The organism is Brevibacterium limosum, assembly GCF_011617705.1.
In the GTDB taxonomy this organism is placed as follows: domain Bacteria; phylum Actinomycetota; class Actinomycetes; order Actinomycetales; family Brevibacteriaceae; genus Brevibacterium; species Brevibacterium limosum.
This window is the reverse complement of record NZ_CP050154.1, coordinates 906,960-930,707: the sequence shown is the minus strand read 5'-3', so window position 1 is coordinate 930,707 and position 23,748 is coordinate 906,960. Positions and strand designations below refer to the sequence as shown.

The following is a 23,748-nucleotide window of genomic DNA, read 5'->3' as shown; positions in this document are numbered from 1 at the left end:
GGGGTCGGTAGCATGCCGACCGTGCATCATCCTCATCGCAATGCCATCGACCGCGTGGTCGTGACCTACCTTGCGGCTCTGCTCCTCGGCACAGGTCTGCTGATGCTGCCCAACGCGACGTCCACTCCCGGCGGAATCTCTGTACTGTCTGCGCTCTTCACCGCCACCTCCGCGATCAGCGTCACGGGCCTGGAGGTGCTCTCGACCGGCAGCGACTACACGTTCTTCGGCCAGGCCGTGATCCTCGGTCTCATCCAGATCGGCGGCCTCGGCGTCCTGCTGCTCACGACTCTTCTGGCCATGCTCGTCGCGGGAAAGGTCGGGCTCAGGCTCCGGGAGTCGGCCGCCGCCGAGGCCAAGAGCTCCGATATCGGAGGCGTCCGGCCCATGGTGCTGCGGGTCATCGGTCTCACCATCGCCACCGAGGCGGTCGTTGCGACGATGCTGTTCCTTCGCTTCGCCGTCCACTACGGCGAAGAAGCCGGAGACGCGGCGTGGGACGCGGTCTTCCACGCAGTCTCGGCTTTCAACAACGCCGGCTTCGGTCTCAGGTCCGACAGTCTCGCCGGCTACGCCACCGATCCCTTCGTCTGCGCACCTGTGGCAGCGGCGATCATCCTCGGCGGACTCGGCTATCCGGTGCTCATCGAGATCGTCCGCCGCTACCGGACTCCGCTGGCGTGGAGCCTGACGACGCGTGCGATGGTCGTCGCCACTCCGGTTCTGCTCCTTGCCGGCACGGTGTTCATCGCCGCAGTCGAATGGAACAATCCCGGAACTCTGGGACGATTCGACTGGTGGGACAAGCTGCAGGCGGCCGCATTCCAATCGACGACCACACGCACGGCGGGCTTCAGCACCGTCGACATCTCGCAGCTGCACCCCGCCACCTGGTTCGTGATGGACCTCCTCATGTTCGTCGGCGGCGGCCCGGCGGGAACCGCGGGCGGAGTGAAGATCACCACTGTTCTCGTGCTGCTGGCGATGACCTGGGCCGAGATCTCCGGAGGTTCGGCGACGAACCTCTTCGGCTCCCGTGTGGCACGATCGGCCTACCGACAGGCAACGACGGTGATCGTTCTGGCTCTCGCGCTCATCGCCACGGCCACCATCGTCCTCATGCTCGACGACCCGGGGCCCGGGCTCGGTCGGCTCCTCTTCGAGGTCATCTCCGGCTTCGGCAACGTCGGCCTGTCGACCGGCATCACCGCCGGACTGCCCGGAACGAGTCAAGCCGTCCTCATCGCAGTGATGATCCTGGGGCGGCTGGGCCCGGTGACCGTCGCTTCCGGACTGGCCCTGCGAGCACGCGCCATCCGCTACGAACTTCCGGTCGAGAGGCCGCTCATCGGCTGAGCAGCCCGACCGGCATCGCAGCAGTCAGACCCCACGCACTCAAGGAAAGGAGACCGGAGATGAAGAGCAGAAAGTGGCGCACGCGACCTGCGGCGTTCTTCTTGGGCAACCCCCACCCACTGGCCAGGGACGGGGCGGTGGCCGTCATCGGGCTGGGCCGCTTCGGCGGCTCACTGGCCACAGAGCTGGCCGCCTACGGCGTCGACGTCATCGGCATCGACATCGACGAGGCGGTCGTGGCCCAATACTCCGACAAACTGGCCTTCGTCTCCCGGACGGATGCGACGGATGAGACCGTGCTGCGCCAGCTCGGCATCGAGGAGGTCAGCCGAGTGGTGATCGCCATCGGCAACGACCTCGAAGCCGGCATCCTCGTCGCTTCGAAGGTCCTCAAGATCGGGAATCAGCATATCTGGGCCAAGGCCGTCAGCCAGACGCATGCGGACATCCTCGGACAGTTGGGGATCGACAATGTGATCCGTCCGGAGAACGACATGGGGCGCCGGACAGCGCATCTCATCCGCGGACACATGTCCGACTTCATGCCCGTCAGCGAAGACTTCGTGCTGGCCCGAACGGCCCCGCCGGTGCGCATCTCTGATTCGCCGCTGGCGTCGTTCGACATCAGACGCGAGTACGGGATCAGCGTCGTCGCATTCAGACGCGACGGTGAGGACACCTGGAACATCGCTGATCAGGATGTCACCCTCTACGCCAACGACGAGATCCTCGTCGCGGGATCTCCCCGCGAGGTCGAGGACTTCAGCACTCTCGACGAAGAGGATGACGAGGAGGGCTGAAGTCCTCGACCGGTCTCAGACCGCGACGACCTCGACGGGGATGTTGCCACGGGTGGCCTTCGAATACGGGCAGAGCTCATGGGTGCGGTCGACGAGCTTCTGCGCGGTGTCGAGGTCCACATCGGGGATGCTGACCTCGAGTCTCACCGACAGGCCGAAGCTCTCACCCTCCTTGCCGATCCCGACTTGGGAGTTGACGACCGACTTCGAGGTGTCGACGCCCTGTTCCTTGCCCGCCAGCCCGAGCGCGCCCTGGAAACAGGCCCCGTAGCCGACGGCGAAGAGCTGTTCGGGGTTGGTGCCCCCGCCGGGTCCACCCTGTTCCTTCGGTGTGCGCAGGTCGACGTCGACCATCTTGTCGTCGGTGGCGCCATGCCCGTCCCGACCGCCGGTGATCTCCGCGCGAGCCGTGTAGGCGATGCTCTCAGGTGTATTCATTGTCTGCTCCTCACTATCGCTGATGTCACAGGTCTCCCGAGACTAACGCAGTTGCCCCGTTCCCGTAAGGGGGCGCACACGACCTGGGCGCAGTGCTAACCTGCCGGTCAGAATCCGTTGAGAGACCACGGAACTGAAGCAACCACAGACGGGAGGACACACGCCGTGAGCGAATCCGATGAGAAGATCCCCACGCCCGACGGCATCGACATCAAGACGATGCCGGCCGGAGACAGACGCACACTCAGACGAGCCATCAGCGGGTCCGCCCTCGGCAATGCCGTCGAATGGTTCGACTACGGTGTCTACTCCTACGTCTCCGTCTACATCGCCAATGCGTTCTTCCCCGGCGAGTGGGGTGTTGCGCTGACTTTCGCCTTCCTCGCCCTCTCGTTCGTCTTCCGGCCCTTGGGCGGGTTCGTCCTCGGTCCCCTCGGCGACAAGGTGGGGCGACAGCACATCATGGTCCTGACCATCATCATGATGACCATCCCGACGACGCTGATCGGCATCCTGCCGACTTATGCCACCCTGGGTGCGTTCGCTCCCGTGCTCCTGCTCCTGTGCCGGATGGTCCAGGGCTTCTCCACGGGTGGAGAGTACGGTGGCGCGGCCGTCTACATGGCGGAGTCGGCACCGGACAAGCGCCGAGGCTTCTGCGGTTCGTTCCTCGAGCTCGGCACCTTGGCCGGAACCGCCTCGGCGGCCCTGGTCTGCACCGTTCTGCTCGTCTTCGTCGGCAGCGACGGCATGGACGCCGGCTGGTGGCGGCTGCCGTTCCTGCTCACACTCCCGCTCGGCGGGATCGCACTGTGGCTGCGGATGAAGCTCGATGAGCCCGAAGCCTTCTCTGCGGCGACGAGCCGGCAGCAGACGACGAAGAAGCCCTTCCGCGATCTCTTCCGCGGTTACTCGAAGCAGATCACCATGCTCATGGCCTTCGTGGTCCTGCTCAACATCGGCCAGTACATGGTGCTCACGTACATGCCCACCTATCTCAGCAGCACATTGGGCCATTCGGAGGTCGAGAGCAACTTCACCCTCGTCATCGTGCTGGCGGCGATGATGGTCGTCATCACTCCCCTCGGCAGGCTGACCGACACCATCGGGCGCAAACCGGTCCTCTACACCTCGGCGATCGGGTTCATCATCCTCTCCGTTCCCGCGTTCCTGCTCATACAGGCCGAAGGGACCGGCCTGCAGATCCTGGGATTGGGCATCATCGCCCTGCTCCAGGTCATGCTCCAGTCCTGCGTCTCGGCGACACTGCCGGCGATCTTCCCCACACAGGTGCGCTTCTCCGGGTTCGCCATCGGCTACAACATCTCCACGGCGATCTTCGGCGGCACGACCGCGGCGGTCAACACCTTCGTCATCCAGAAGACCGGCTTCGAGCTCTTCCCCGCCGTCTACCTCGTCACCGCCGGGGTCATCGGGCTCATCGGCATCCACTTCTTCAATGAGACAGCGGGCCGGCCCATCGACGGCACGACTCCACCCGGTTCCGAGGACGAAGAGCTCGCCGAGATGGGCTATGACCTCATCGGCTTCAACGACAACGGCACCGACGACACCGAGGACAAGCAGACTTCCCACTGACGTCGCTGCCGCTTCCCAAGCGCCGACCGGAGGTCCACGATGGAGTGAGGGAGACGGGGTCGCCTCGACCTCGGCTCGGCACTCGGAGTGAGGAGTTTTCCATGGGGCGTTTCCTGGCGATCACGTCAGCGCTGATCGGACTGGTGGCCGCGGCCTGGGCAGCCGCCGTCGGACCGTGGGCGTGGTGGGTCCTCGGTGCGGTGGTGCTCGCCATCGTCGGCGTGGCCGCGTACGACCTGCTGCAGCGCAGGCACTCGATTCTGCGCAACTACCCGGTCGTCGGTCACCTGCGATTCCTGTTGGAGACTCTCCGACCCGAACTCCAGCAGTACTTCATCGAACGCAACTGGGACGGACGGCCCTTCGACCGAGACATCCGCTCCCTCGTCTACGAACGCGCGAAGGGAATCCACGGAGAGCTGGCCTTCGGCACCGAACGGGACGTCAACTCCGTCGGCTATGAGTTCCTCATCCACTCCACCGCGCCCGTCGCGGTTCCCGACCGGACGCCTCGCGTGCAAGTGGGCGGACCCGACTGTGCGAAGCCCTACAGCATGGCGCTGCTCAACGTCTCGGCCATGAGCTTCGGCTCCTTGTCGCCCAATGCTGTCAGGGCGCTCAACCGCGGTGCCGACCTCGGCGGCTTCGCCCATGACACCGGCGAGGGCGGGATCTCCGACTACCATCTCGAGAACGGCGGCGACCTCGTCTGGGAGATCGGGTCGGGCTATTTCGGCGCCCGGACCGACAACGGCGACTTCGACCCCTCCCAGTTCGCCGACCAAAGCTCCCGTGACCAGGTCAAGTGCGTCTCACTCAAACTGAGCCAGGGCGCGAAGCCCGGAATCGGAGGCGTGCTGCCCGCGGCGAAGGTCAACGCCGAGATCGCCCGCACCCGAGGCGTCCCACAAGGAGAGAAGTGCGTGAGCCCGGCCGCCCACAGCGTCTTCAGCACCCCGGTCGAACTCATCGAGTTCATCGCACGGATGCGCGAACTCTCGGGCGGCAAGCCCACGGGATTCAAACTCTGCGTGGGATCCCGCACGGATGTGCTCGCGATCTGCAAGGCGATGCTCGAGGTCGGGACCGCACCCGACTTCATCATCGTCGACGGCTCCGAGGGCGGCACGGGCGCCGCTCCCCTGGAGTACGAGGATCACGTGGGCACTCCGCTCACCGACGGACTCCTCACAGTCCACAACGCGCTGGTCGGAACAGGCCTGCGAGATCGGATCCGCATCGGCGCCAGCGGGAAGGTCGCCGCCGGCAACGACATCGTCAAACGCCTCATCCAGGGGGCAGACTATACGAACTCGGCCCGCGCCATGATGATGGCGGTCGGCTGCATTCAGGCGCAGATCTGCCATACCGGACAGTGCCCCGTCGGTGTCACCACCCAGGACCCCAAGCGGCAGAGGGCGCTGCACGTGGGTGACAAGAGCGAACGGGTGCGGAACTATCAGGAGGCGACCGTGCAGCAGGCCGTGGAGATCATGGCCTCGATGGGCGTCAGCGATCCCACCGAGCTCTCCCCACACCAGCTCCACCGCAACATCGGCCGCAACGAACACGTCTCGTACGCCGAGCTCTACGACTGGCTCGGACCAGGAGAGCTGCTGGCGCAGCCGCCCGAGTCCTGGAGCAGCGACTGGTCGAGGGCCGATGCGGGAACGTTCCGTTCGGTCTGAGCACAGGGTTCGGCGACCCTTTCTGACAAGGAACATGGCCTGATATCGTGGCTCGGCGTGATCCACGAACCCACGCACGCGAACTCTGCCACCGAGCGGACGCAGCCATCCAGTCCGAAAGACCGCATCGTCTCGATCGATGTCATCCGTGGCATCGCCGTCGCCGGCATTCTGCTCATCAACATCGACTACTTCCTGTCCCGGGCCGGCCAGGCAGAGGATCCCGCGGGCACAGACGCGGTGATCCGGCAGGTCGTCGACGACATCGCCCTGGGCAAGTTCCATTTCGTCTTCGCCTTCCTCTTCGGCACCGGTGTGCACATCTTCCTGAGCAGACTGCGGGCGAAGCATCGTTCGACCTGGGTCTACGTCCGACGGATGATCATCCTCATCGCAGCCGGCGCCATCAACTCAGCCCTCGGCGGCATCGATGTGCTCGCCTCCTACGGCGTCCTCGCACTCCTGCTTCTGCCGCTGACTCGGCTGCCACGCTGGGCCTTCGTGGTTCTCGGCGTCGCCGCGGCGACAGTCCCCGACGTGCTGCAGTTGGCGTCGAGCCTCGGCGATCTCCAGCTGCCGTCGCTGCTGTTTCCCATCCTGTCGTTCGTCCGCACCCTGGGACACATGATGCTGGGGTTCTGGCTGACCGTTCTCGGCCTGTACTCCGCAGCGACTCGAATCCCGGTCACGGGAATCTTCGTCCTCAGCTTCCTCGGCTCGGTGCCGATCTGGATCTGGACCACCGCCGCAGGCACCGGATCGACCGAGGCTCACGAGATCGCCTTCCGCACCGCCCTGATCCCCGGTCTCATGTACGTCACCGGTCTCATCCTTCTGCTGCGCACCCGACTCGGCAGAAAGGGCCTGTCCTTTCTGCGTCTGTACGGTCGGATGGCGTTCTCGAACTATCTGGGACAGACCGTTGTCGGCGTGCTCGCCCTCCCGCTCCTGACCGCTCACGGACATGTCTCCGCGGCCGGTGGGCTCATCGTCTGGGCCGTCATCATCATCGCCCAATGCGCCTTCTCGACGGTGTGGCTGCGCTGCTTCCGCTACGGCCCCCTGGAATGGCTGTGGCGCTGCGGCACCTATTGGGAGCTCACACCGCTCCGCTACGCTCCCGAAAGCCGATCGGATTCCGCCTCGCAGAGCTGATCGATCGCAGGTGACGGCCGGCTGCCGAGGAAGCTCAGACTCGGACATCCTCTGCGTCGATGTCGGAGCGCAGGCCGCGCCAGACCGGGTGCCGCAGGCGTCCGGCCTCGGTCAGTCCCGAGAACCTGACCTCTCCGACGAGGTCGGGTCGCACCCAGTGGGCATCTCGCGACTCGGCGGCCGGCACCGTGAGCGCCGGCGTCTTCCGCGACCGGCGGTCGAGGCTCGAGCGCAGACTCCGCAGTGCCGCCTCGTCGAACCCGGTGCCCACGCGGCCGAGGTAGTGGAGCCCGTCGTCGTCATGGGCGGCGACCAGCAGTGAGGCGAAGCTGTCCGAGCGTTCGCCTTCTCCGGTCCGCCAGCCGACGATGATGACATCGCGCGTCGAGGCGTGCTTGAGCTTGGTCCAGGTGCGGGTGCGTTTTCCGGGGAGATAGACGCTGTCGGTCCGCTTAGCCATCACCCCTTCGAGTCGAAGCTTCCGGCTGGACTCGAAGGCGGCGTCGACGCTTCCTTCGAAGGCGTCGGGAACATGGATGTGCTCGCTCTCGGCCACGAGTTCGAACAGACGTTCGCGCCGTTCCGTGTAGGGGGCGCGCAGCAGGGAGGTCCCGTCGGCGTGGAGGACGTCGAAGAGCATGAGGTACACGGGGGTGCGTCGCCGCTCCCGTTCGACGTCGCTCTCCCGGCTCAGCCCCATTCTGCGCTGGAGTCTCCCGAAATCCGGTCTGCTGCCCTGCCCGAGGGCGACGATCTCCCCGTCGAGGACGCAGTCGACATCGACACAGTCGGTCAGTTCGCGAAGCTCCGGATAGGTGCTCGTCATGTCACGGCCGTTGCGGCTGGTCAGCTCGATGCTGCCGCTGCGGTCACCGTCACCCGGCTGCACCCTCGCCAGGGCACGGATGCCGTCCCACTTCATCTCGAAGGCCCAGTCCTCGGCTTCCCTGCGCACGGAATCGAAGTCTCCGATGCTCGCGAGCATCGGGGACAGATCCGTCGGCAGAGCCTCCTTCTTCGATTTCTTCGACGCTCGCTTGCTCGAGGAGCGACCAGTCGGCGTGCCCTTCTCCGAGGAGTGGTCCGCTGCCGCCGACTGCTTCTCCGGCTCGTCCTCCATGAGGTGGATCATCCAGTTCTTCTCCGGGTCCTTGTTCGGACCGTGGCTCCCGGTGTTGAACAGGGCGAACCGCCGCACTCCCCCGAGGCCGCCGTCCTCACGCCCGTGGAGGACCGCGATGATCTCCTTGCCCTCTTGCCACTTCTCGAGCTCGACGGTGCCTGCGTCCCAGATCTCGACGTCGCCGGCCCCGTACTCCCCTTTCGGGATCGTGCCTTCGAAGCTGCCGTATTCGAGGGGGTGATCCTCGGTCTGGACCGCCAGGTGGTTCTTCCCCGGGTCCGTCGGCGGTCCCTTCGGCAGCGCCCAGGAGACCAGCACACCATCGTGTTCGAGTCGGAAGTCCCAGTGGAGGCTCCTCGCATGGTGTTCCTGGATGACGAAGGTCAGTTCGTCCCCGCTCGTTCCCTGTTTCGCCGGTACGGGTTCGCTCGTGCGCTTCGGGTCCCGTTTGGACCGGTAGACCTCCAGTCGGTCTCGCTCGGCTTCCGGGGCCTCGTCCGACCTCGGGTCGGCTTGGGACTCCGAATCGGCTCCGGACTCCGGCGCCGAGGCGGTTCCTCCGACCGCCTCGGCGAGAGGTTCGAGGAGGTCCCCGACATCGTCGATCCGGTCGAGGACCTCCTCGAAGCGCACCTGCTCGACGGCGGCCGGGTCGTCGAACTCGTCCCACCTGCGCGGTGCGGCGACCATGGGGGTGAAGCGTCCGCGCAGAGAATACGGAGCCACCGTGGTCTTCGACGCCGAGTTCTGCGACCAGTCGATGAGGACCTTGTTCTCCCGCAGCGTCTTCTTCATCGCCGAGACGATGAGCTTCGTGCGGTCGGCTTCCAGGCTGCGGGCGAGTTCATGAGCCACGTCGGAGACGTGCTGGGAACTCACCGAACCGTCCAGCGGTGCATACAGGTGGACGCCTTTCGATCCGCTGGTCACCGGGTAGACCTCCAGGTCCATGCCCTCGAGCACTTCGCGCACGAGCTGGGCCACCTCGATGCAGTCGGCCAGACCGCGACCGGAGCCAGGGTCGAGGTCGAAGACCATCCGGTCGGGGAAGCGGGTCTCCGAGTCGATCGTGCCGGGGTCCTTCGCTCCGGCGCTCACCCTCCACTGAGGCACATGGAGCTCGAGCGCGGCCATCTGCGTGAGGTAGGTCAGGGTCGCGAGATCGTTGACCAGAGGATAGCGTTTGGTGCCGGTGGAGTGCCGGATCGCGCGGGATGGGATCCACGACGGTGCGGAGTCCGGGAGGTTCTTCTCGAAGAACACATCTCCGGGGTCATCGGGAGTGCCGACGCCGTCGACCCAGCGTTTGCGCGTGGCGATCCGGTCCCGGGCATGGCGGATGAGGTGCAGGGCGATCCTGGCGCAGTAGTCGAGGATCTCGCCCTTCGTCGTGCCGGTCTCCGGGTAGAGGACCTTGTCCAGATTGCTCAATGTCAGTCGATGGCCCTCGACCGTGACCTTCTGCTCGCGGCGTGCCACTGAGCACCTCCTCGTTCGCACCGTTCGTGCTGAATGGTCCTTTCACCGTACTCGGCGCCGATCATGTGCAACAGGGGTGCGGGGCCGCCCGAACACCCTCGGTGCCGGTGAACCCCCCTTGTCGCGGCTCCCGAACGGGGTTAGGTTTGACGGACGTCGACAATGCTGTCTGGAGGCTCCCACATGGGACATTCGCTGCACCTCACCGTCGACGGCCAGGAGCACACTCTGGTCGTGGATTCTAGAACCACTCTTCTCGATGCGCTGCGGGACCGGTTGGGGGTGATGTCCGCGAAGAAGGGCTGCGACCACGGCCAGTGCGGGGCCTGCACGGTCCTCGTCGACGGTCGTCGGCTCAACTCCTGCCTGGCGCTCGCGCTCACCCACGACGGCGCCGAGGTCACGACGGCCGACGGTCTGGCCCCCGAGGGTGAGCTCTCCACTCTGCATCGAGCGTTCCTCGCCCATGACGCGTTCCAGTGCGGGTACTGCACTCCGGGCCAGGTCTGCTCGGCCGCCGGCATGCTGGCCGAAGCCGCCGACGACGCACCGAGTGTGGTCACCGATGACCTCGAAGGGCCCGTGGAGCTGTCCGAGGAGGAGATCCGCGAGCGGATGAGCGGCAACCTCTGCCGCTGCGGAGCCTATGTCAACATCGTCGCGGCCGTGAGCCGAGCCGCAGAGGAGTCACGATGAATCCCTTCGACTACGAACGCGCCGCCGATGCCGCCGGAGCCGTCACGATCGTCACCGATCGACCCGAAGCGGTGTTCCTGGCCGGAGGCACGAACCTCGTCGATCATCTCAAACTCGGAGTCGCAGAACCGGACCTCGTCGTCGACATCAACCGCCTCGAGCTCACGGAGGTCAAGGCACTCGACGACGGGGGCCTGCGGATCGGTGCGATGGTGCGCAACAGCGACGCCGCCGCCGACCCGCGCATCCGACGCGACTACCCGATGCTCTCGCGTGCCCTGCTCTCCGGCGCCTCCGGTCAGCTGCGCAACGCGGCCACGATGGGCGGGAATCTGCTGCAGCGCACCCGGTGCGTGTACTTCCAGGACACGACGACCCCCTGCAACAAACGCGAACCCGGTTCCGGCTGCTCGGCCATCGGCGGCTACACCCGCTACCACGCGATCCTCGGTGCCTCAGCGGACTGCGTGGCCACCCATCCCTCGGATATGGCCGTCGCTCTGACCGCACTCGATGCCACGGTCGTCGTCCTCGGTGCGACCGGTGAGCGCCGGATCCCGGTCACCGAACTCCACCGGCTGCCCGGGGATCGCCCCGACCAGGACACGGTCCTCGAACACGGCGAGCTCATCACCGCACTCGAGCTCCCTCCCCCACGACCCGGGGCCTCGACGTATAGGAAGATCCGCGACCGCGCCTCCTACGCCTTCGCTCTCGTCTCCGTCGCGGCCCGAGTCGACGTCGACACGGCCGGGCCCGCGCCGGTCATCCGTGAGGCCGCGATCGCCCTCGGCGGCGTCGCCCACAAACCCTGGCGGGCCCACGCCGCCGAGACGGTGCTGCGCGGCGCGGAACCGAACCAGGAGACGTTCCTGGCAGCAGCCGACGCCGAGCTCGAGGCGGCAGAACCCCTCGACGGCAACCACTTCAAAGTCCAGATGACTCGCGGCACGATCAGCACCGTGCTCGCCGAGCTCACCGCAGCCTCGGCGACGACTTCGGAATCGACCACGGAGGACACTCATGAGTGACCTGCTCACGACCACGGCCGTCGGCACCCATCAGGTCCGCCTCGACGGCCCCGACAAGGTCCGCGGCCTCGCCCCCTACGCCTATGAGCACCCCCTCGACGATCCGCTCTTCCTCTACCCGCTGCAGGCACAGATCGCCCGCGGGCGTGCAACGCACATCGACCTCTCCGCAGCCGAAGCTGCGGAGGGAGTGGTGCATGTGCTCACCCACGACAACGCCCCCGAGCTGGCGAACACGGACGACGGTGAGCTCGCGATCCTGCGCTCTGCTGAGATCGGCTTCCGCGGTCAGTACCTCGGCGCCGTCATCGCCACCACCCCCGAGCAGGCCCGCCACGCGGCGGGCCTCGTCGAGATCACCTATGTGCAGGACGATCACGACGTCGAGCTGCGAGAGAATCATCCTGATTCCCGGGAACCGGAGTCGGGCAGCGGAGATGTGCGCGCGGGCGATGTCGACGCGGCCCTCGCCGAGGCGGCTGTGAGCATCGATGCGCGCTACAGCACTCCCATGGAGCACAACAATCCCATGGAACCGCACACCACCGTCGCCCGCTGGGACGGAGACGAACTGACCCTGTGGACCTCGACGCAGGGGGTGCACCCCGCGCGTGCGACGTTGGCGCCGATCCTCGGGGTGGAGCAGGAGAAGATCCGCATCATCTCCCCGCACGTCGGCGGGGGCTTCGGCTCCAAGGGCGTCCCCCACGCGGATATGATGCTTGCTGCCCTCGCCGCTCAGGCGGTGCCGACCCGGCCCGTGAAATATGCCGTGACCCGGCAGCAGATGTTCTCGATCACCGGCTATCGGGCTCCGACCCTGCAGCACATCCGCTTGGGCGCTCGAGCCGACGGCACGCTCACGGCCTTCGCCTATGATGCGGTCTCCATGTCCTCGCAGACCAAGGAGTTCCCCGAGGAGGCGACGAAGCCGGGCCGCATGATGTACGCAGGTGACAACCGCCGCCTCACCCAGCGAGTGGTTCCGCTCGACGTGCCGGTGCCCTCCTGGATGCGTGCACCCGGTGAGGCCCCGGGCATGGTCGGGCTCGAGATCGCCATGGACGAACTCGCCGTGGCCGCCGGGCTCGACCCCATCGAGCTGCGGGTACGCAATGAGCCGACCACCGACCCGGACACCGGGCTGCCATTCAACCAGCGCCGCCTCATCGACTGCCTGCGAGAAGGTGCGGACCGCTTCGGTTGGGAGAGGCGGAATCCGCAGCCGCGCACTCGGTGGGAGAACGGGTGGCTCATCGGCATGGGGGTGGCCTCTTCGACCTATCCGGCCGGCCGGCAGCCGGGCTCCGTTGCGCGGATCCGCCGCACTCCCGAGGGCTTCGAGGTCTCGATCGGTGCCGCCGACCTGGGCACCGGGACGTGGACCGCTCTGTCTCAGGCTGCCGCGGACGCCCTCGGCGTTCCCATCGGGCAGGTGGAGCTGCGCATCGGCGACACCGCACTGCCGAACGCGACCGTGGCCGGCGGATCCACGGGCCTGGCGAGTTGGAGCACCGCGATCGTCGCCGCAGCGCAGGCACTCCGTACCGAGCACGGAGCCGATCCCGCCGTCGGCACCGAGGCGCACGGGGAAGCCGAGGCCAACCCCGCGGCGGAGAAGTTCGCCCTGCACTCCTTCGGCGCCCATTTCGCCGAGGTCCGCATCCAGCCGACCACCGGTGAGATCCGACTGAGGCGCATGTTCGGCATGTTCTCCGCCGGGCGGATCGTCAACCCCAGCACCGCACGCTCGCAGTTCATCGGCGGCATGACCATGGGCGTGGGAATGGCACTGCATGAGAAGGGCGAGCTCGACCCCCGCTTCGGTCACGTCGTCAATCACGACCTCGCGGAGTACCACGTGCCCGTCAACGCCGACATCACCGACATCGAGGCGGATTGGCTCGATGAGGAGGACCCGCATGCCGGTCCCCTCGGCGCCCGCGGCATCGGTGAGATCGGGATCGTCGGTGCCGCAGCCGCGATCGCGAACGCCGCCTTCAACGCCACCGGAGTACGGGTGCGCGATCTGCCGGTCTTCGGCGACGCGTTCCTGCCCACGTGAGCGGCGGGGCCGAGGCGACACGTCCCAGGCAGCCCTTCGCCGGCCGACGCCCGAGAGGTCTCGTCCTCGCCGCCGGGGCGGGGCGACGTCTCGGCCGGGGACCGAAGGCGCTGCTGCCGTGCGATGACGGCCTCACCCTGATCGAGTCGGTCGTCCTCGCCCTGCTCGGCGGTGGCTGCCAGGACGTCACAGTCGTCACCGGAGCCCGCGGCGAGGAGGTCGCGAGTGCGCTTGCCGGATGTGACCGCGTGGCCGTCGCCGTCAATCCTGTCTGGTCTTCGGGAATGGGGTCCTCGCTGCGCCGCGGCCTGCAGGCGATCGGGCCCGGACCGGACGTCATGGTCACGCCCGTGGACCGTCCCGGCATCTGTGCGGCCGAAGTCGCCCGTCTCATCGCCGCTCACCGTCCCGGTGCGATCACCGCAGCCGCGCACCGGGACTCAGAGGGGCGGCTTCGGCGCGGTCACCCCGTGCTCTTCGACGCGAGCTGGACGAGCCAGGCGGCGACTGCCGCGCACGGCGACGTCGGTGCCCGTGATCTGCTCGAAGCCCACAGGTCCGTCGTCGACCTCATCGACTGCTCCGATCTCGATGACGGTGCCGATGTCGATGTGCCGGCGGATCTGCACCGGCTGAGGGCCGATCGTGTCAACGTGGCTACCGAGGAGCCCTGAGGCTGCGGGCATTCAGATGGGCGAGTCGAATCCGGTGATCGATCCCTGGAGGCTGTTGGGCCACAGCGTCCACAGGCCGCTGGCCATCACCGCACCCACAAGCATGAGCACGATGCCGACGATCCGGACGATGAGCCTCTGATTCTGCCTGACCCAGTGCAGGCGACCGGCACCTTTGTGAAGCGCCAGGGCCAGGGCGATGAAGGGGATGCCCAGCCCCAAGCAGTAGGCGAAGGCGAGAGCCGTCCCGCGCTGTATCGTGCCGTCACCGCCGAAGCTGTAGGGCAGCGACAGCACTGCTGACAATGTGGGACCCACGCACGGTGCCCATCCGAGAGCGAAGATCGCTCCGAGCACGGGGACTCCCCACAGCCCGGCCTTCGGTGTGGCTCGGAGCTGTCAATTGCGTTGCATGAGCCCGAACCCGCCCATGAAGATGAAACCGGCGATGAGCCCGACGATACCGAGGACGCGGATGATGATGTCTTCCCACTGGGCGAACAGGACACCGAGATAGGGCATGAAGGTTCCCATCGCCACGAAGACGAGGGTGAACCCGAGAACGAACAGAGAGATGCCCACGGCGACTCTTCACGTCCGTTTCTGCTGTAGGGATGTGCCGCTCAAACCGGTCACGTAGCCGACATAGCCCGGCACGAGGGGAAGAACGCAGGGAGAGAGGAAAGACACGACTCCGGCGAGCATTGCGGCACCAACGGCCAGGAGAAGTGGCCCGTCGAGAACGACCTGAAAAAGTTCTGTCAGTTGCGTCCCGTCCTCGTTCTTGAGTGAGAAGTTACTTGGCGGCTTTCGGTTTACGGCCGAAGATAATGGCCAGGCCGACCATGGTCACGCCGAGGACAAAATGGAGCCAGTCGTCGCCGGAGTTCAGTGGCACGAAGTTAGCCATGGATTCCTTGTTCACGGCGAGGCCGTAGACCCAGAGGACGAGGTAGACGATACCCCCGATGAGTAGGTATGCCCGGGCAATACCGTGGCGACGAGACAGCGCCACTCCGAGAATGCCGTAGAGCAGGTGGACGATGTTGTGCAGGATCGAGACTTGGAAGATGCCTAGCAGCATCGCCTCGGAATGGTGGCCGCCAAAACTCATCGATCCGATGCCTGAGGTGAGGCCGGGGATGAATCCTGCCAGGCCAACGATGAGAAAGACAATTCCGTAGACGAGCGCCGCGATTCCTGCTGGCGATTCCTTCCGCTTAGGATGTTTCGGAGTTGAAGCGTTGGTACTCATCGCGTCTCCTATGCGTTGACGGTGTTTGTCAGCCGGCTGAATTACTCGGCCTCATCGGGAGAGGCCGCAGACAGGCTGACTACTTTTGCCATCACAGTAGAGACCTTGCCCCGTCGCTACAAGCCCTCTTCTCAGGAAACGCACAACGTGGTATCCGAACCCGTGAGCAGCAGTTTGGCTCACCCGCGTACAGCGCCGAGTGACCCTCGAGTGCGAGGTGCCCCGTTGTCACGCAGGTCGCATGGTGCAGGTCCGAGCCCAAAGATGAAAAGTGGCTTTGACGGTCTCGATCCCGGTGAATAGACGAGATACGTTCTCGTTACGCGAGACTCGATGGTCATGAGTTTCCAGCACGAAACTGCTTGCCGCCGCACACCCGGAGTGGCATAATAACATTCCCTTAGGAAAACAGGCGTGTGTCGGTGTGTATGTACATCGATGTCATGCCACCATTTTGTTTCGCCTACGCATGTAGGTCTCGCGTTTCGTCGACACTCCGATGAGGGAGGAACCAAGTGGTTTCAGTACGTGAGAACAGTTCACCTGGCCAGGAGCGTGAACCGAGGAACCCACCGTCGGCTGCTTCTGCGCCCGTTTCCGAGAAAGCTTTGCAGCGACTGCATGCCGCCGGGATCAGCTGGAGCCACTGGGTCGACCGGTGGTTTCCCGGGGAGGCGTGGCAAGGCGATTCGTGTGGATGCCCAGATATTGGGTGCACTGACTTCTTCCACTCTCGCGAAGAATCCTGTGGGTGTCTGGACACATGGATTCGCGAATACGAATAAGACCGCCTTGGCTTAGTTTGTGAACGCACTGGCCCGGGAACCGAACTGCTCTCGTGTGGCTGCCGGGGGAGTTGCGACGGCTAAGTGTCGCGGTTCATGCACAGACGAAGGAAGTCGGGCCCCGGGTCCGCCGAGACAGTCTTCATGAGCCGCAGCTTCAGAACAACCTTGGGACGCGCGATGCCGTGGAACTCACTGATCGCCCTGCAACCTAAACACAGCCGTCGTGGCGCAACGCTCGTCCGGTCACGCCGCCGGGAATTCTAAGGTCACCGCGAGGTAGCGGTCAGTAATCGACTATGTATCTAGAAGTCGAGCTTCTTCGACTCTCCGTAATCAGGCTGTTGACCCTTCACCCGAGCCTTAGCCATTTCGAACGCGTACCTCACTGAGCCGCCGTCACTGTTCCAATATTGCGCGGACTCGGCTTCAATCTTAAGTAACGCCACTCCAGGCGTGTCCACGCCATCGGGAAACCACGACGATAGGGCCGGTCGCCATAGCTGCTCTAGCTTCTCCCGGTCTTGGACGATACGCCCGGTCCCCGCTACCGACACCCATGTGCCTCTGGTTTGGAAAGATGCGTTAGCTTCGGACTCATCCCTGAGCTGGTCAGCCTGCGATGAGTTTTGTGAGAAGACGAACCATAGATCACCATCGAACTCAGTTTCTTGAACTGCCATGGGGCGACTGACAAGCTTGTTGTCGTGCGAGATCGTGGTGAGCATCGCGAACTCAGCTTCGGCGATCATGTCTCTGAGTTTTTCTAGTTCTGCAGGATCTGCCTTCACAGCAGGGTCTGTGATTGCTTCAGGGTCTGTCACTGGTGTGTCTCCATTCTGCGCGGTGCATCAGTCTTCTTCAGTCAGCTGCAACGCGATCCCGATCGCGAAAAATGTTGGTGCCCAATGTCCGATGAAGATTCCCCACCTGTCTGCCTGGGCTTCGGAGTCTCCTGATTTTCCTCGACTGGCTGTCCACGACACCAAAGAAGCGCCGATGGAGAGGAAGCCGGCTGTGTAGGCGTACTGGCTCTTGATACCCATGTCGCTGAGTTTTTCGATCATGATCACACCGTTCCTGTTAGAGGATGGTTGTTGAACCGTATGGCTAAACGCAATGCTGAACAACGATTGAAAGTCGACACAGTTCCGTATTCCGAGCCTAACCATATTTCGTTAGCTTGGCTAGAGATTGTTTAAACGGTCCTTCAAGCACGGGTGCGTTGTCGCAGATGCTCAGTGATGGCCAGACAGTGTCGGTGGTGGCGGCTGTGTCCTCACCGATTCCGTGGAAAGCATTCTTCGCCGGTACATTATGCGGGCACAAGATGCCGATCGTGGTCGACCTCGGCCAGCGGCCTGCCCGCCATATTCCGCGCCAGGAACAGGGTCGGGACGCCGGCCGCGACGACGATGACGCTCGCGTAGATCGCTGGGGCGAGGGTCAGACCGGTCGATGTCATCAACGCGGTCGCAATCAGCGGTGAGAGCCCGCCGAAGAGGACCGTGGCCACGTTGTAGCCGATCGCCATTCCGGAGAACCGACTGGTGCCGGTGAACTGCTCGGGGACCATGGCCGCTGCCACAGCGCTCCAACCGGCTGCGGGCACAGCCAGGAACGCAGCCCCGGAGACGGCGATCCCGGGGTTCGCGTTCGCCAGCAGCGCGTAGGCGGGGATGGTGGTGAGAATGAAGACGGCCATGAGCACAGCCAAGGTCCTCTTCCGTCCGAACCGGTCAGAGGCGATTCCGAAGAACGGCGTGATGACGATGGCGACGACGGCCGCGATGGTGCCCAGAGCCAGGGACCCGGAGTTCTTCAGATCTGAGACCTCTTCAATATAGGTCGGCACATAGGTGATGTTGAGGAAGTAGCTGACCGAACCGATCGATGAGATGAGGAAAGCCACGAGAATCGCGCGGGGCTGCTGGATGAAGGCGATGAGCAGAGGCGAACGGCTGTCCCTGACCGCCGGCTTCGCCTTTTCCGTCTGCTGCAGGCGCTTGAACGTGTTAGTCTCTTCCATCATCCGACGCAGCGGGATCATCAGAGCAGCCAGCAGCGCACCGAGGACGAACAGCACCCGCCATCCCCAGGAGCTCATCGCCTCTCCCGACAGCGTGGCCGCCAGAAAAGCTCCGGACCCGACCGCGAGCAGGGCACCGACCTCACTGTTGGCGGCGGCCCAGCTGGCTGCGAGACCGCGCCGCTTGCTGCCGGCCGACTCCATGAGGAAGACCATGATCCCGGTGTACTCAGCACCGACGGAGAATCCGGACAGGCAGCGGAAGAAGACCATCCCGACGCCCGCCCAGATGCCGATCGCGTCATAGGTAGGCATGACGGCGATGCCGAGCATCGCAATGGCCATGAGCACGGCGGAGAGCACCAGAGCGGATTTGCGGCCGACCCGGTCGCCGAGGTGGCCGAAGACCATGGCGCCGAGCGGCCGGAACAGGAACCCGGCAGCTCCGACTCCGAGGGTCAGCAGCAGGGAGTCGGTGCGATCGCCGAAGAATTCTGTGGTCAGGATCGTCGCGACGTAGAAGTAAATCGAGAAGTCATACCACTCGACGACGGTGCCGAAGGCCGCGACGAGCATGGACCGCCGACGCCCCTTCTCCTTCTCCGGACTATTGGATGCGGCAGGGTCCGATTGGGCCTGCGATTCGAACTCTGACATCGACGATTCCATTTCGTAGGGAATACTGCGATTGAATTGTCTGAGGTTACTCCGACATTTGGATTAACGAGGAAATATCCTGCAGTACTCCCGCAAGGTCGGGTTGCAACTGCAGTCGTGAATAAGTGACTGATCAATCCTCCGATGCCTTTCTGGTCAAGGATCGTCTGTGCCTTTATGTGAGGCACGAAAATCGTCAGCTCAAGAGGCAACCGAGGCGGAACGGTAACCAGAGAGCCCGAGGCCTTCTGTGAACCCTGCTTGCTATCTTCCCTGATCGCGACGATGTCGCTCGAATGTCGCAGAGCCACGGCCAGTCGTCCCCAGAACCACAACCTGATACGGAAGACGCTTCCGGACACCGCGCCCTGGTGAAGTTCCGGCCTCCGCTGCCTCAGGGTCGACGGACTTCACTCAGTAAGGGTGTTGCCAACGTAAACATGGTTGGTACCGTAGCTGTCACTGGCGAGATTGTTCTGGCCGCCGAGGAAGAAGTCCGTGCCACAAGAAGCAAGGGGCCAAGATCAGACGCAAACGCACGTGAGCCTCCACCCTCTTCCTGCGGGTCGATAAGTCCAAGGAAGGATGACAATGACCACCACAGCATCAACAGTGCAGGATCTCTACCCCACTCGCACCGGCGAGAGAACTGAAGTCCTCGACCGCAAGGGCGCGATCGTGTTCGGCTCGGCCGAGCAGGGACCTCTCGACGCGGCGACGCTGCAGCAATACGACGATAAGGGGTATCTCACCATCGACGAGCTCATTACGTCTGAGGAGCTCGAAACGTTCCGGGCCGAGCTCCATCGGTTGGCCAACGACCCGGCGATCAAGGACGACGAAGCCACCATCGTCGAGGCGAAGTCCAACGAGGTCAGGTCGATCTTCGATATCCATCGCAACAATGAGATCTTTCGCAAGATCGCCAATGATCCCCGCGTGGTCGCCCGAGCCGAGCAGTTGCTGGGGTCCGAGGTCTATATCCACCAGAGTCGCATCAACTACAAGCCCGGGTTCGTGGGTAAGGAGTTCTCCTGGCACTCCGACTTCGAAACCTGGCACGCCGAGGACGGCATGCCTGAACCGCGTGCCGTGAGCTTGTCGTTGTCGCTGACTGACAACTACTCGTTCAACGGGCCTCTGATGATCATGCCCGGCTCGCACCAGCGCTACATCAGCTGTGTGGGTGGCACACCGGAGGACAACTACAAGAAGTCACTGGTGATGCAGGGGGCGGGGACTCCCGATCCGCAGACGTTGACTGACTTCGCCGACGAATACGGCATCGACGTCCTCGAGGGGCCCGCTGGTGGTGCGGTCATGTTCGACTCCAACTGCATGCACGCCTCGAACGGCAATGTCACACCATATTCGAGGTCGAACATCTTCATCGTCTACAACTCGGTGGAGAACATGTGCGTTGAGCCCTTCGCCGCACCGAAGCCGCGGCCTGAATTCGCCGGCAGCACGGATTTCACTCCCGCTGGTCTATAGCAGCTCCGTTCCCGAAATATACTCCGCCCAGCGGTGCTCGTCCCACCAGACTCAGAGCATTCTACAGACGAAGATTCTTTGAAACGAGCGTTTGGAGTCAGTCTGTACGCTGCGAAAGATCAAGTGGGCAGAGTCGGGTGTTATCGAAGGCTCTGCATATAGGTGCTGAAGCCTCCCTCGGCTCGTCCCTGTAGGCGAGCCGAGGTGAGAACTCTGCACGCATCGGTGCGTCGCACGTTTCCACCCGTTTTGAGCACTGCAGCGACGATGGCGGTGTCTTCGCCAATCGGCAGCTGAGGTATTCCACCGACGAGGTCAAGGTAAGACCCCCGAAGGCCGAGGTTCGCGCCAAACACGTGGGGATGATTCTCGAACAGCGTGTGCATAGAAAACCATTTCGCAATCAGCTCGGCCGATCCTGTATCAGGACGAGGTGAAACTGTGCCGACAAGGCAGTCGACTCCGGCTTGCATCATGGCAAGATGTGTCGCTACCCAGTGGAGGGGGACCCTGCTATCTGCGTCGGTGAACGCAACCCATGTGAGATCGAAGTCAGCATTGCGGTCAGCTCTGACTCTCTCCATAAAGTAGTTCCAGGCGAAATTCCGGGCGCTGCCCACATTCTTGAACGAAGTCGTCAGTATTGTGATGTTGGAATGATGGTGGGCAAAATCTTCGACGAGGCTCAACGTGTCATCGGTGCATGCGTCGATCACGACGAAGATCTGATAGGCGAATTGTGCAAGGTCGTTGGACGCCTCTGCGCACGACTGCGTAACCGAGTGAAGACACCCAAGAATCTCGTCTTGTTCATTGTGAGCCGGGATGACGATACCCAAATGCGCGATCATTCAACCGCTTCCGCAGAGACTGGATCGGCGGTTTTGTCCACAGTTACGATATCGAGCCGGTATTCGGCCACGGTGCGAAACTCAATCCGAGACCTTTTCCAGTACCCCAAGCACGCGTCGTGGACTTCATCGGCGTTGAGAGGCCAATCTTTGATTTCGCCCTTCCAATGACAGAGTACGAGCACGAATCGCGATGGGGTCGTTCCATCAATGCGTTCCAACGTTCGCTGCAGTTGTGAACGTGTCAGGTAGAAGCCGGTCTCGGACAGGACGACGCAGTCGAAATGTCCATTGGGCCATTCGAATGGGACAGTGGCATGGAGAAGATCGATTTTCGTTGAGGTTCTCGCCTGCAGGTATTTCGCAGTTTTCAACGCCTCGCAGCTGGCATCGATAGCTGTCACCTTGGCGCTGCAGGCGGCAAGATCTCGAGTCAAGGCGCCGACTGAACAGCCGATCTCAAGAATATGGGAGAACGACTTCGATGGGAGATTGGCGACAAGGGTCGCCCGCTTGGCGATTTCGTATTCAGACTCCCACACCGTCCATGGGTCCGCGCGCTGCCGATGCACGTCATCGAACACGCTTGACGCACTCGACGCGTCATTGATCGCCGGGCCTTCTCCGTGTTCGCCCGCATCGGACGGCGGCCGTCTGAAGTCCGTGATGACAAACGTATCGCCGCCGCGTCCGAAGTGCTTCAAATGGGCGCTGGTGAGAATCACCTCGTCGCCACTGTGATCCGACAACGGACGTGTCTGTGACTCGTAGCAGCCGAACAATGACTGGCGATCGAGACCTCTCGGGTCGGTTAGGACTTTCCAGGAATGCCATCGAGGGTCTGTGGGAGCGGCCCAGTGCCAGTACCAGATGGGGTACTCGAGCACCACGACACCACTTGCTCGCCCCACCTCCAGAGCCGAAGCGCCGACTGCTTCGTGATCACAGTGCCCATCCTCGCTGTAGGGGGCGATCAGGGTCACCGGCCCACGTGATCGTGCAATTTCCTGTCGAATCGCGTCTTGGATATGGTTTGTATATTCGGGGAGCCGCCCGTCGGGTAGAGCGAGAAAGCGGCTCGAATGCGTGTCGTTGATGGTGCTCAGCGCACGATAGAATTCCTTGATGCGAACACTTTTGAGCTGTTCGCGGGAATGTGTCGGCGAATTGGGGTGCGAGTTCTCACCCGCGCTGAAGAGTAAGACGCTCAGCTGGCAGTTCCACTCATCGGCACGAGACAGCAGCGCAGCGGCACCGAGGGCCTCATCGTCTGGGTGCGCGGCAAGGACGATGATGGACCCGCCCTCGGTCACGGTGCCGTCGGGTACAAGCGAAAGGTCAAGGACTCCCGCCTGCACCCACGCATCTTCCCGGGTGCTGCGGTCACGATGGCTAAAGCTCATCGAGATCTGACTCTGCGCAGAGATTCTCGCCGAGGGCGGCTTCGTCTCGAGGCCCGTGATGCTGGCTGAGGTAGACAGTGAGATCGGCATCAGCTTTTGCAAACGCTGCATCACCCGTCAGAGCCGCGGGACCAGCGAGTTCTCTGCTCAGAAGCTGAATACGTTGGACACTGCGATACACAGTGTTGCGAACTCTCAAAGCCAACTTCCACGCGTGTGCACGCGAGAATTCTTCGTCCCCGTCTGCCGCGCCAGCAACCTGCGACAAGACGGTGCGGACCGCGAAGATCTCCGCGTCGAGCTGGCCGAGCTGCATGTCTCCCATCGGCGACGCACCAGTCCGTCTCGAATGGAGGTGGCCAGCTTTTCGGGCCATTCCCAAGGCTCCGCCGAACCAGCAGGCCGCCACACGAATCCCGCCCCAAGCGAATGAGGATCGGTCGAGATACCAATTCGGTGGGCCCACACTCGTTGCCGGTGCTCGGTCGAAAGTCACAGAGCCGCTCGGGATCTCTTTGAGGCCGAGACTCGGCCAGCCACCAGTCTCCGGCTTCACCCGAGGGTGCCTTAGATTCACCGCGCATGCTCGGTTGCCGTCGCTGCCGTCGGCGATGACGATCGCGTGGGAGAGTTCCGTGGCCAACGAGCACCACGCCTTCTCGCCGATGAGAAGGGTCTGGTCGCCGTCTTCGGTCACGGTGACCCGATGCGTGGGAAGATCAGCCGCGTACACTCCCCAGGCGGAATGGGGGTCAGGTGCGTCGTGTCCGGCTTCAGCGAGGATGCCAAGAGCATCGACGTGGGGTTCGAGCATGCGAGCGACGCCGATGTCGATTGCGGCAATCTCAAGCAGCCTTTCCCACTGGTCGGTCTGTGATGTTTGCCCCGTGAGTTGAAGAAAACAGGCAAGGGCGGTGATCTTGTCAACGGTGGGCGCATTGCTCGTGACGAGCTTGGTGAGATTGCTCCGGGAGTCAGGCACGTCCCGCCACGGGTCGAGGGGTGAGGTGATGATGCGGGGCGAGGTTGTGTCGAATTGTGTATCCATGTCACGTCCTTTGAGGAAGCAAGTGTGTCGGAGCCCGGAGTGTGGTGATGTGATGCAGATCGTCGGACGCGATGGCTCTGACAACGCGTGCCTCCCTGTGTGCACAGATACTGAATGTCGTC

The 23,748-nt window shown here is 63.7% G+C and carries 21 protein-coding genes; 10 read left to right on the top strand and 11 right to left on the bottom strand.

The genetic code is table 11. The annotated features are described in order from the left end of the window. Window positions 1–12: 12 nt before the first annotated feature. Together GUY37_RS04175 and GUY37_RS04170 are read left to right on the top strand one after the other, a co-directional pair. A complete protein-coding gene (locus tag GUY37_RS04175) occupies window positions 13–1,356 on the top strand; it encodes a TrkH family potassium uptake protein (RefSeq protein WP_166822589.1) in 1,344 nt (447 codons plus the stop codon). Between the two features lie 59 nt (window positions 1,357–1,415). Continuing rightward, window positions 1,416–2,156 carry a potassium channel family protein gene (locus GUY37_RS04170; RefSeq protein ID WP_166822586.1) on the top strand — a complete coding sequence of 247 codons (741 nt, stop codon included), beginning with the start codon at window positions 1,416–1,418 and terminating at the stop codon, window positions 2,154–2,156. A gap of 15 nt (window positions 2,157–2,171) precedes the next feature. On the opposite strand, the gene GUY37_RS04165 is transcribed toward GUY37_RS04170, so the two are convergent. Further along, window positions 2,172–2,594 carry an organic hydroperoxide resistance protein gene (locus GUY37_RS04165; protein ID WP_166822583.1) on the bottom strand — a complete coding sequence of 141 codons (423 nt, stop codon included), beginning with the start codon at window positions 2,592–2,594 and terminating at the stop codon, window positions 2,172–2,174. Window positions 2,595–2,759: 165 nt separating this feature from the next. On the opposite strand from GUY37_RS04165, the gene GUY37_RS04160 reads away from it, so the two are divergent. The 3 genes from GUY37_RS04160 (at window position 2,760) to GUY37_RS04150 (ending at window position 7,036) form a co-directional block, all read left to right on the top strand. After that, window positions 2,760–4,193, top strand: a complete 1,434-nt coding sequence (locus GUY37_RS04160) for an MFS transporter (RefSeq protein WP_208094756.1) — start codon at window positions 2,760–2,762, stop codon at window positions 4,191–4,193. A 101-nt stretch (window positions 4,194–4,294) separates the two neighbouring features. Further along, complete coding sequence (locus GUY37_RS04155) at window positions 4,295–5,881, top strand: FMN-binding glutamate synthase family protein (protein ID WP_166822580.1); 1,587 nt, start codon at window positions 4,295–4,297, stop codon at window positions 5,879–5,881. Between the two features lie 57 nt (window positions 5,882–5,938). Next, window positions 5,939–7,036, top strand: coding sequence for a DUF418 domain-containing protein (locus GUY37_RS04150; protein WP_166822577.1), 1,098 nt, complete (start codon window positions 5,939–5,941; stop codon window positions 7,034–7,036). Between the two features lie 34 nt (window positions 7,037–7,070). Here the strand turns inward: GUY37_RS04150 and GUY37_RS04145 are convergent, their stop codons facing one another. Then, window positions 7,071–9,638, bottom strand: a complete 2,568-nt coding sequence (locus GUY37_RS04145; RefSeq protein WP_166822574.1) for an ATP-dependent DNA ligase — start codon at window positions 9,636–9,638, stop codon at window positions 7,071–7,073. Between the two features lie 183 nt (window positions 9,639–9,821). On the opposite strand from GUY37_RS04145, the gene GUY37_RS04140 reads away from it, so the two are divergent. The 4 genes from GUY37_RS04140 to GUY37_RS04125 are packed head-to-tail and all read left to right on the top strand — an operon-like array spanning window position 9,822 to window position 14,104. Beyond that, a complete protein-coding gene (locus GUY37_RS04140; RefSeq protein ID WP_166822571.1) occupies window positions 9,822–10,334 on the top strand; it encodes a (2Fe-2S)-binding protein in 513 nt (170 codons plus the stop codon). Further along, entirely contained in the window at window positions 10,331–11,365 is a 1,035-nt protein-coding gene (locus GUY37_RS04135; protein WP_166822568.1) for an FAD binding domain-containing protein, read from the top strand. Before GUY37_RS04140 ends, GUY37_RS04135 begins: the two co-directional genes overlap by 4 nt. Continuing rightward, a complete protein-coding gene (locus GUY37_RS04130; protein ID WP_166822565.1) occupies window positions 11,358–13,430 on the top strand; it encodes a xanthine dehydrogenase family protein molybdopterin-binding subunit in 2,073 nt (690 codons plus the stop codon). The genes GUY37_RS04135 and GUY37_RS04130 overlap by 8 nt, the downstream gene beginning before the upstream one ends. Continuing rightward, a complete protein-coding gene (locus tag GUY37_RS04125) occupies window positions 13,427–14,104 on the top strand; it encodes a nucleotidyltransferase family protein (protein WP_166822562.1) in 678 nt (225 codons plus the stop codon). The genes GUY37_RS04130 and GUY37_RS04125 overlap by 4 nt, the downstream gene beginning before the upstream one ends. Before the next feature lie 12 nt (window positions 14,105–14,116). On the opposite strand, the gene GUY37_RS19395 is transcribed toward GUY37_RS04125, so the two are convergent. The 6 genes from GUY37_RS19395 to GUY37_RS04100 form a co-directional block, all read right to left on the bottom strand. Further along, complete coding sequence (locus GUY37_RS19395; RefSeq protein WP_323127526.1) at window positions 14,117–14,461, bottom strand: cytochrome c biogenesis CcdA family protein; 345 nt, start codon at window positions 14,459–14,461, stop codon at window positions 14,117–14,119. Window positions 14,462–14,503: 42 nt separating this feature from the next. Beyond that, window positions 14,504–14,686, bottom strand: coding sequence for a hypothetical protein (locus GUY37_RS19390; protein ID WP_323127525.1), 183 nt, complete (start codon window positions 14,684–14,686; stop codon window positions 14,504–14,506). 214 nt (window positions 14,687–14,900) lie between these two features. Beyond that, the gene (locus tag GUY37_RS04115) at window positions 14,901–15,359 is read right to left on the bottom strand and encodes a DUF4383 domain-containing protein (RefSeq protein ID WP_166822558.1); all 459 of its coding nucleotides are present in this window, start codon (window positions 15,357–15,359) and stop codon (window positions 14,901–14,903) included. A 1,090-nt stretch (window positions 15,360–16,449) separates the two neighbouring features. Further along, on the bottom strand, window positions 16,450–16,968 hold the full coding sequence (locus tag GUY37_RS04110; RefSeq protein ID WP_166822555.1) for a pyridoxamine 5'-phosphate oxidase family protein: 519 nt from the start codon (window positions 16,966–16,968) through the stop codon (window positions 16,450–16,452). A 27-nt stretch (window positions 16,969–16,995) separates the two neighbouring features. Then, window positions 16,996–17,211, bottom strand: a complete 216-nt coding sequence (locus GUY37_RS04105; protein WP_166822552.1) for a hypothetical protein — start codon at window positions 17,209–17,211, stop codon at window positions 16,996–16,998. Window positions 17,212–17,459: 248 nt separating this feature from the next. Next, the gene (locus GUY37_RS04100; protein ID WP_166822549.1) at window positions 17,460–18,830 is read right to left on the bottom strand and encodes an MFS transporter; all 1,371 of its coding nucleotides are present in this window, start codon (window positions 18,828–18,830) and stop codon (window positions 17,460–17,462) included. A 591-nt stretch (window positions 18,831–19,421) separates the two neighbouring features. Here GUY37_RS04100 and thpD point away from each other — a divergent pair. Then, complete coding sequence (thpD, locus tag GUY37_RS04095) at window positions 19,422–20,324, top strand: ectoine hydroxylase (RefSeq protein ID WP_208094755.1); 903 nt, start codon at window positions 19,422–19,424, stop codon at window positions 20,322–20,324. A gap of 140 nt (window positions 20,325–20,464) precedes the next feature. Here the strand turns inward: thpD and GUY37_RS04090 are convergent, their stop codons facing one another. Genes GUY37_RS04090 through GUY37_RS04080 form a run of 3 tightly spaced genes read right to left on the bottom strand, consistent with a single transcriptional unit; the run spans window position 20,465 to window position 23,626 of the window. Further along, a complete protein-coding gene (locus GUY37_RS04090; RefSeq protein WP_228278347.1) occupies window positions 20,465–21,163 on the bottom strand; it encodes a glycosyltransferase in 699 nt (232 codons plus the stop codon). 8 nt (window positions 21,164–21,171) lie between these two features. Next, window positions 21,172–22,578, bottom strand: coding sequence for a PIG-L family deacetylase (locus GUY37_RS04085; protein ID WP_166822540.1), 1,407 nt, complete (start codon window positions 22,576–22,578; stop codon window positions 21,172–21,174). Beyond that, window positions 22,568–23,626, bottom strand: a complete 1,059-nt coding sequence (locus GUY37_RS04080) for a hypothetical protein (RefSeq protein ID WP_166822537.1) — start codon at window positions 23,624–23,626, stop codon at window positions 22,568–22,570. The genes GUY37_RS04085 and GUY37_RS04080 overlap by 11 nt, the downstream gene beginning before the upstream one ends. Window positions 23,627–23,748: the final 122 nt, after the last annotated feature.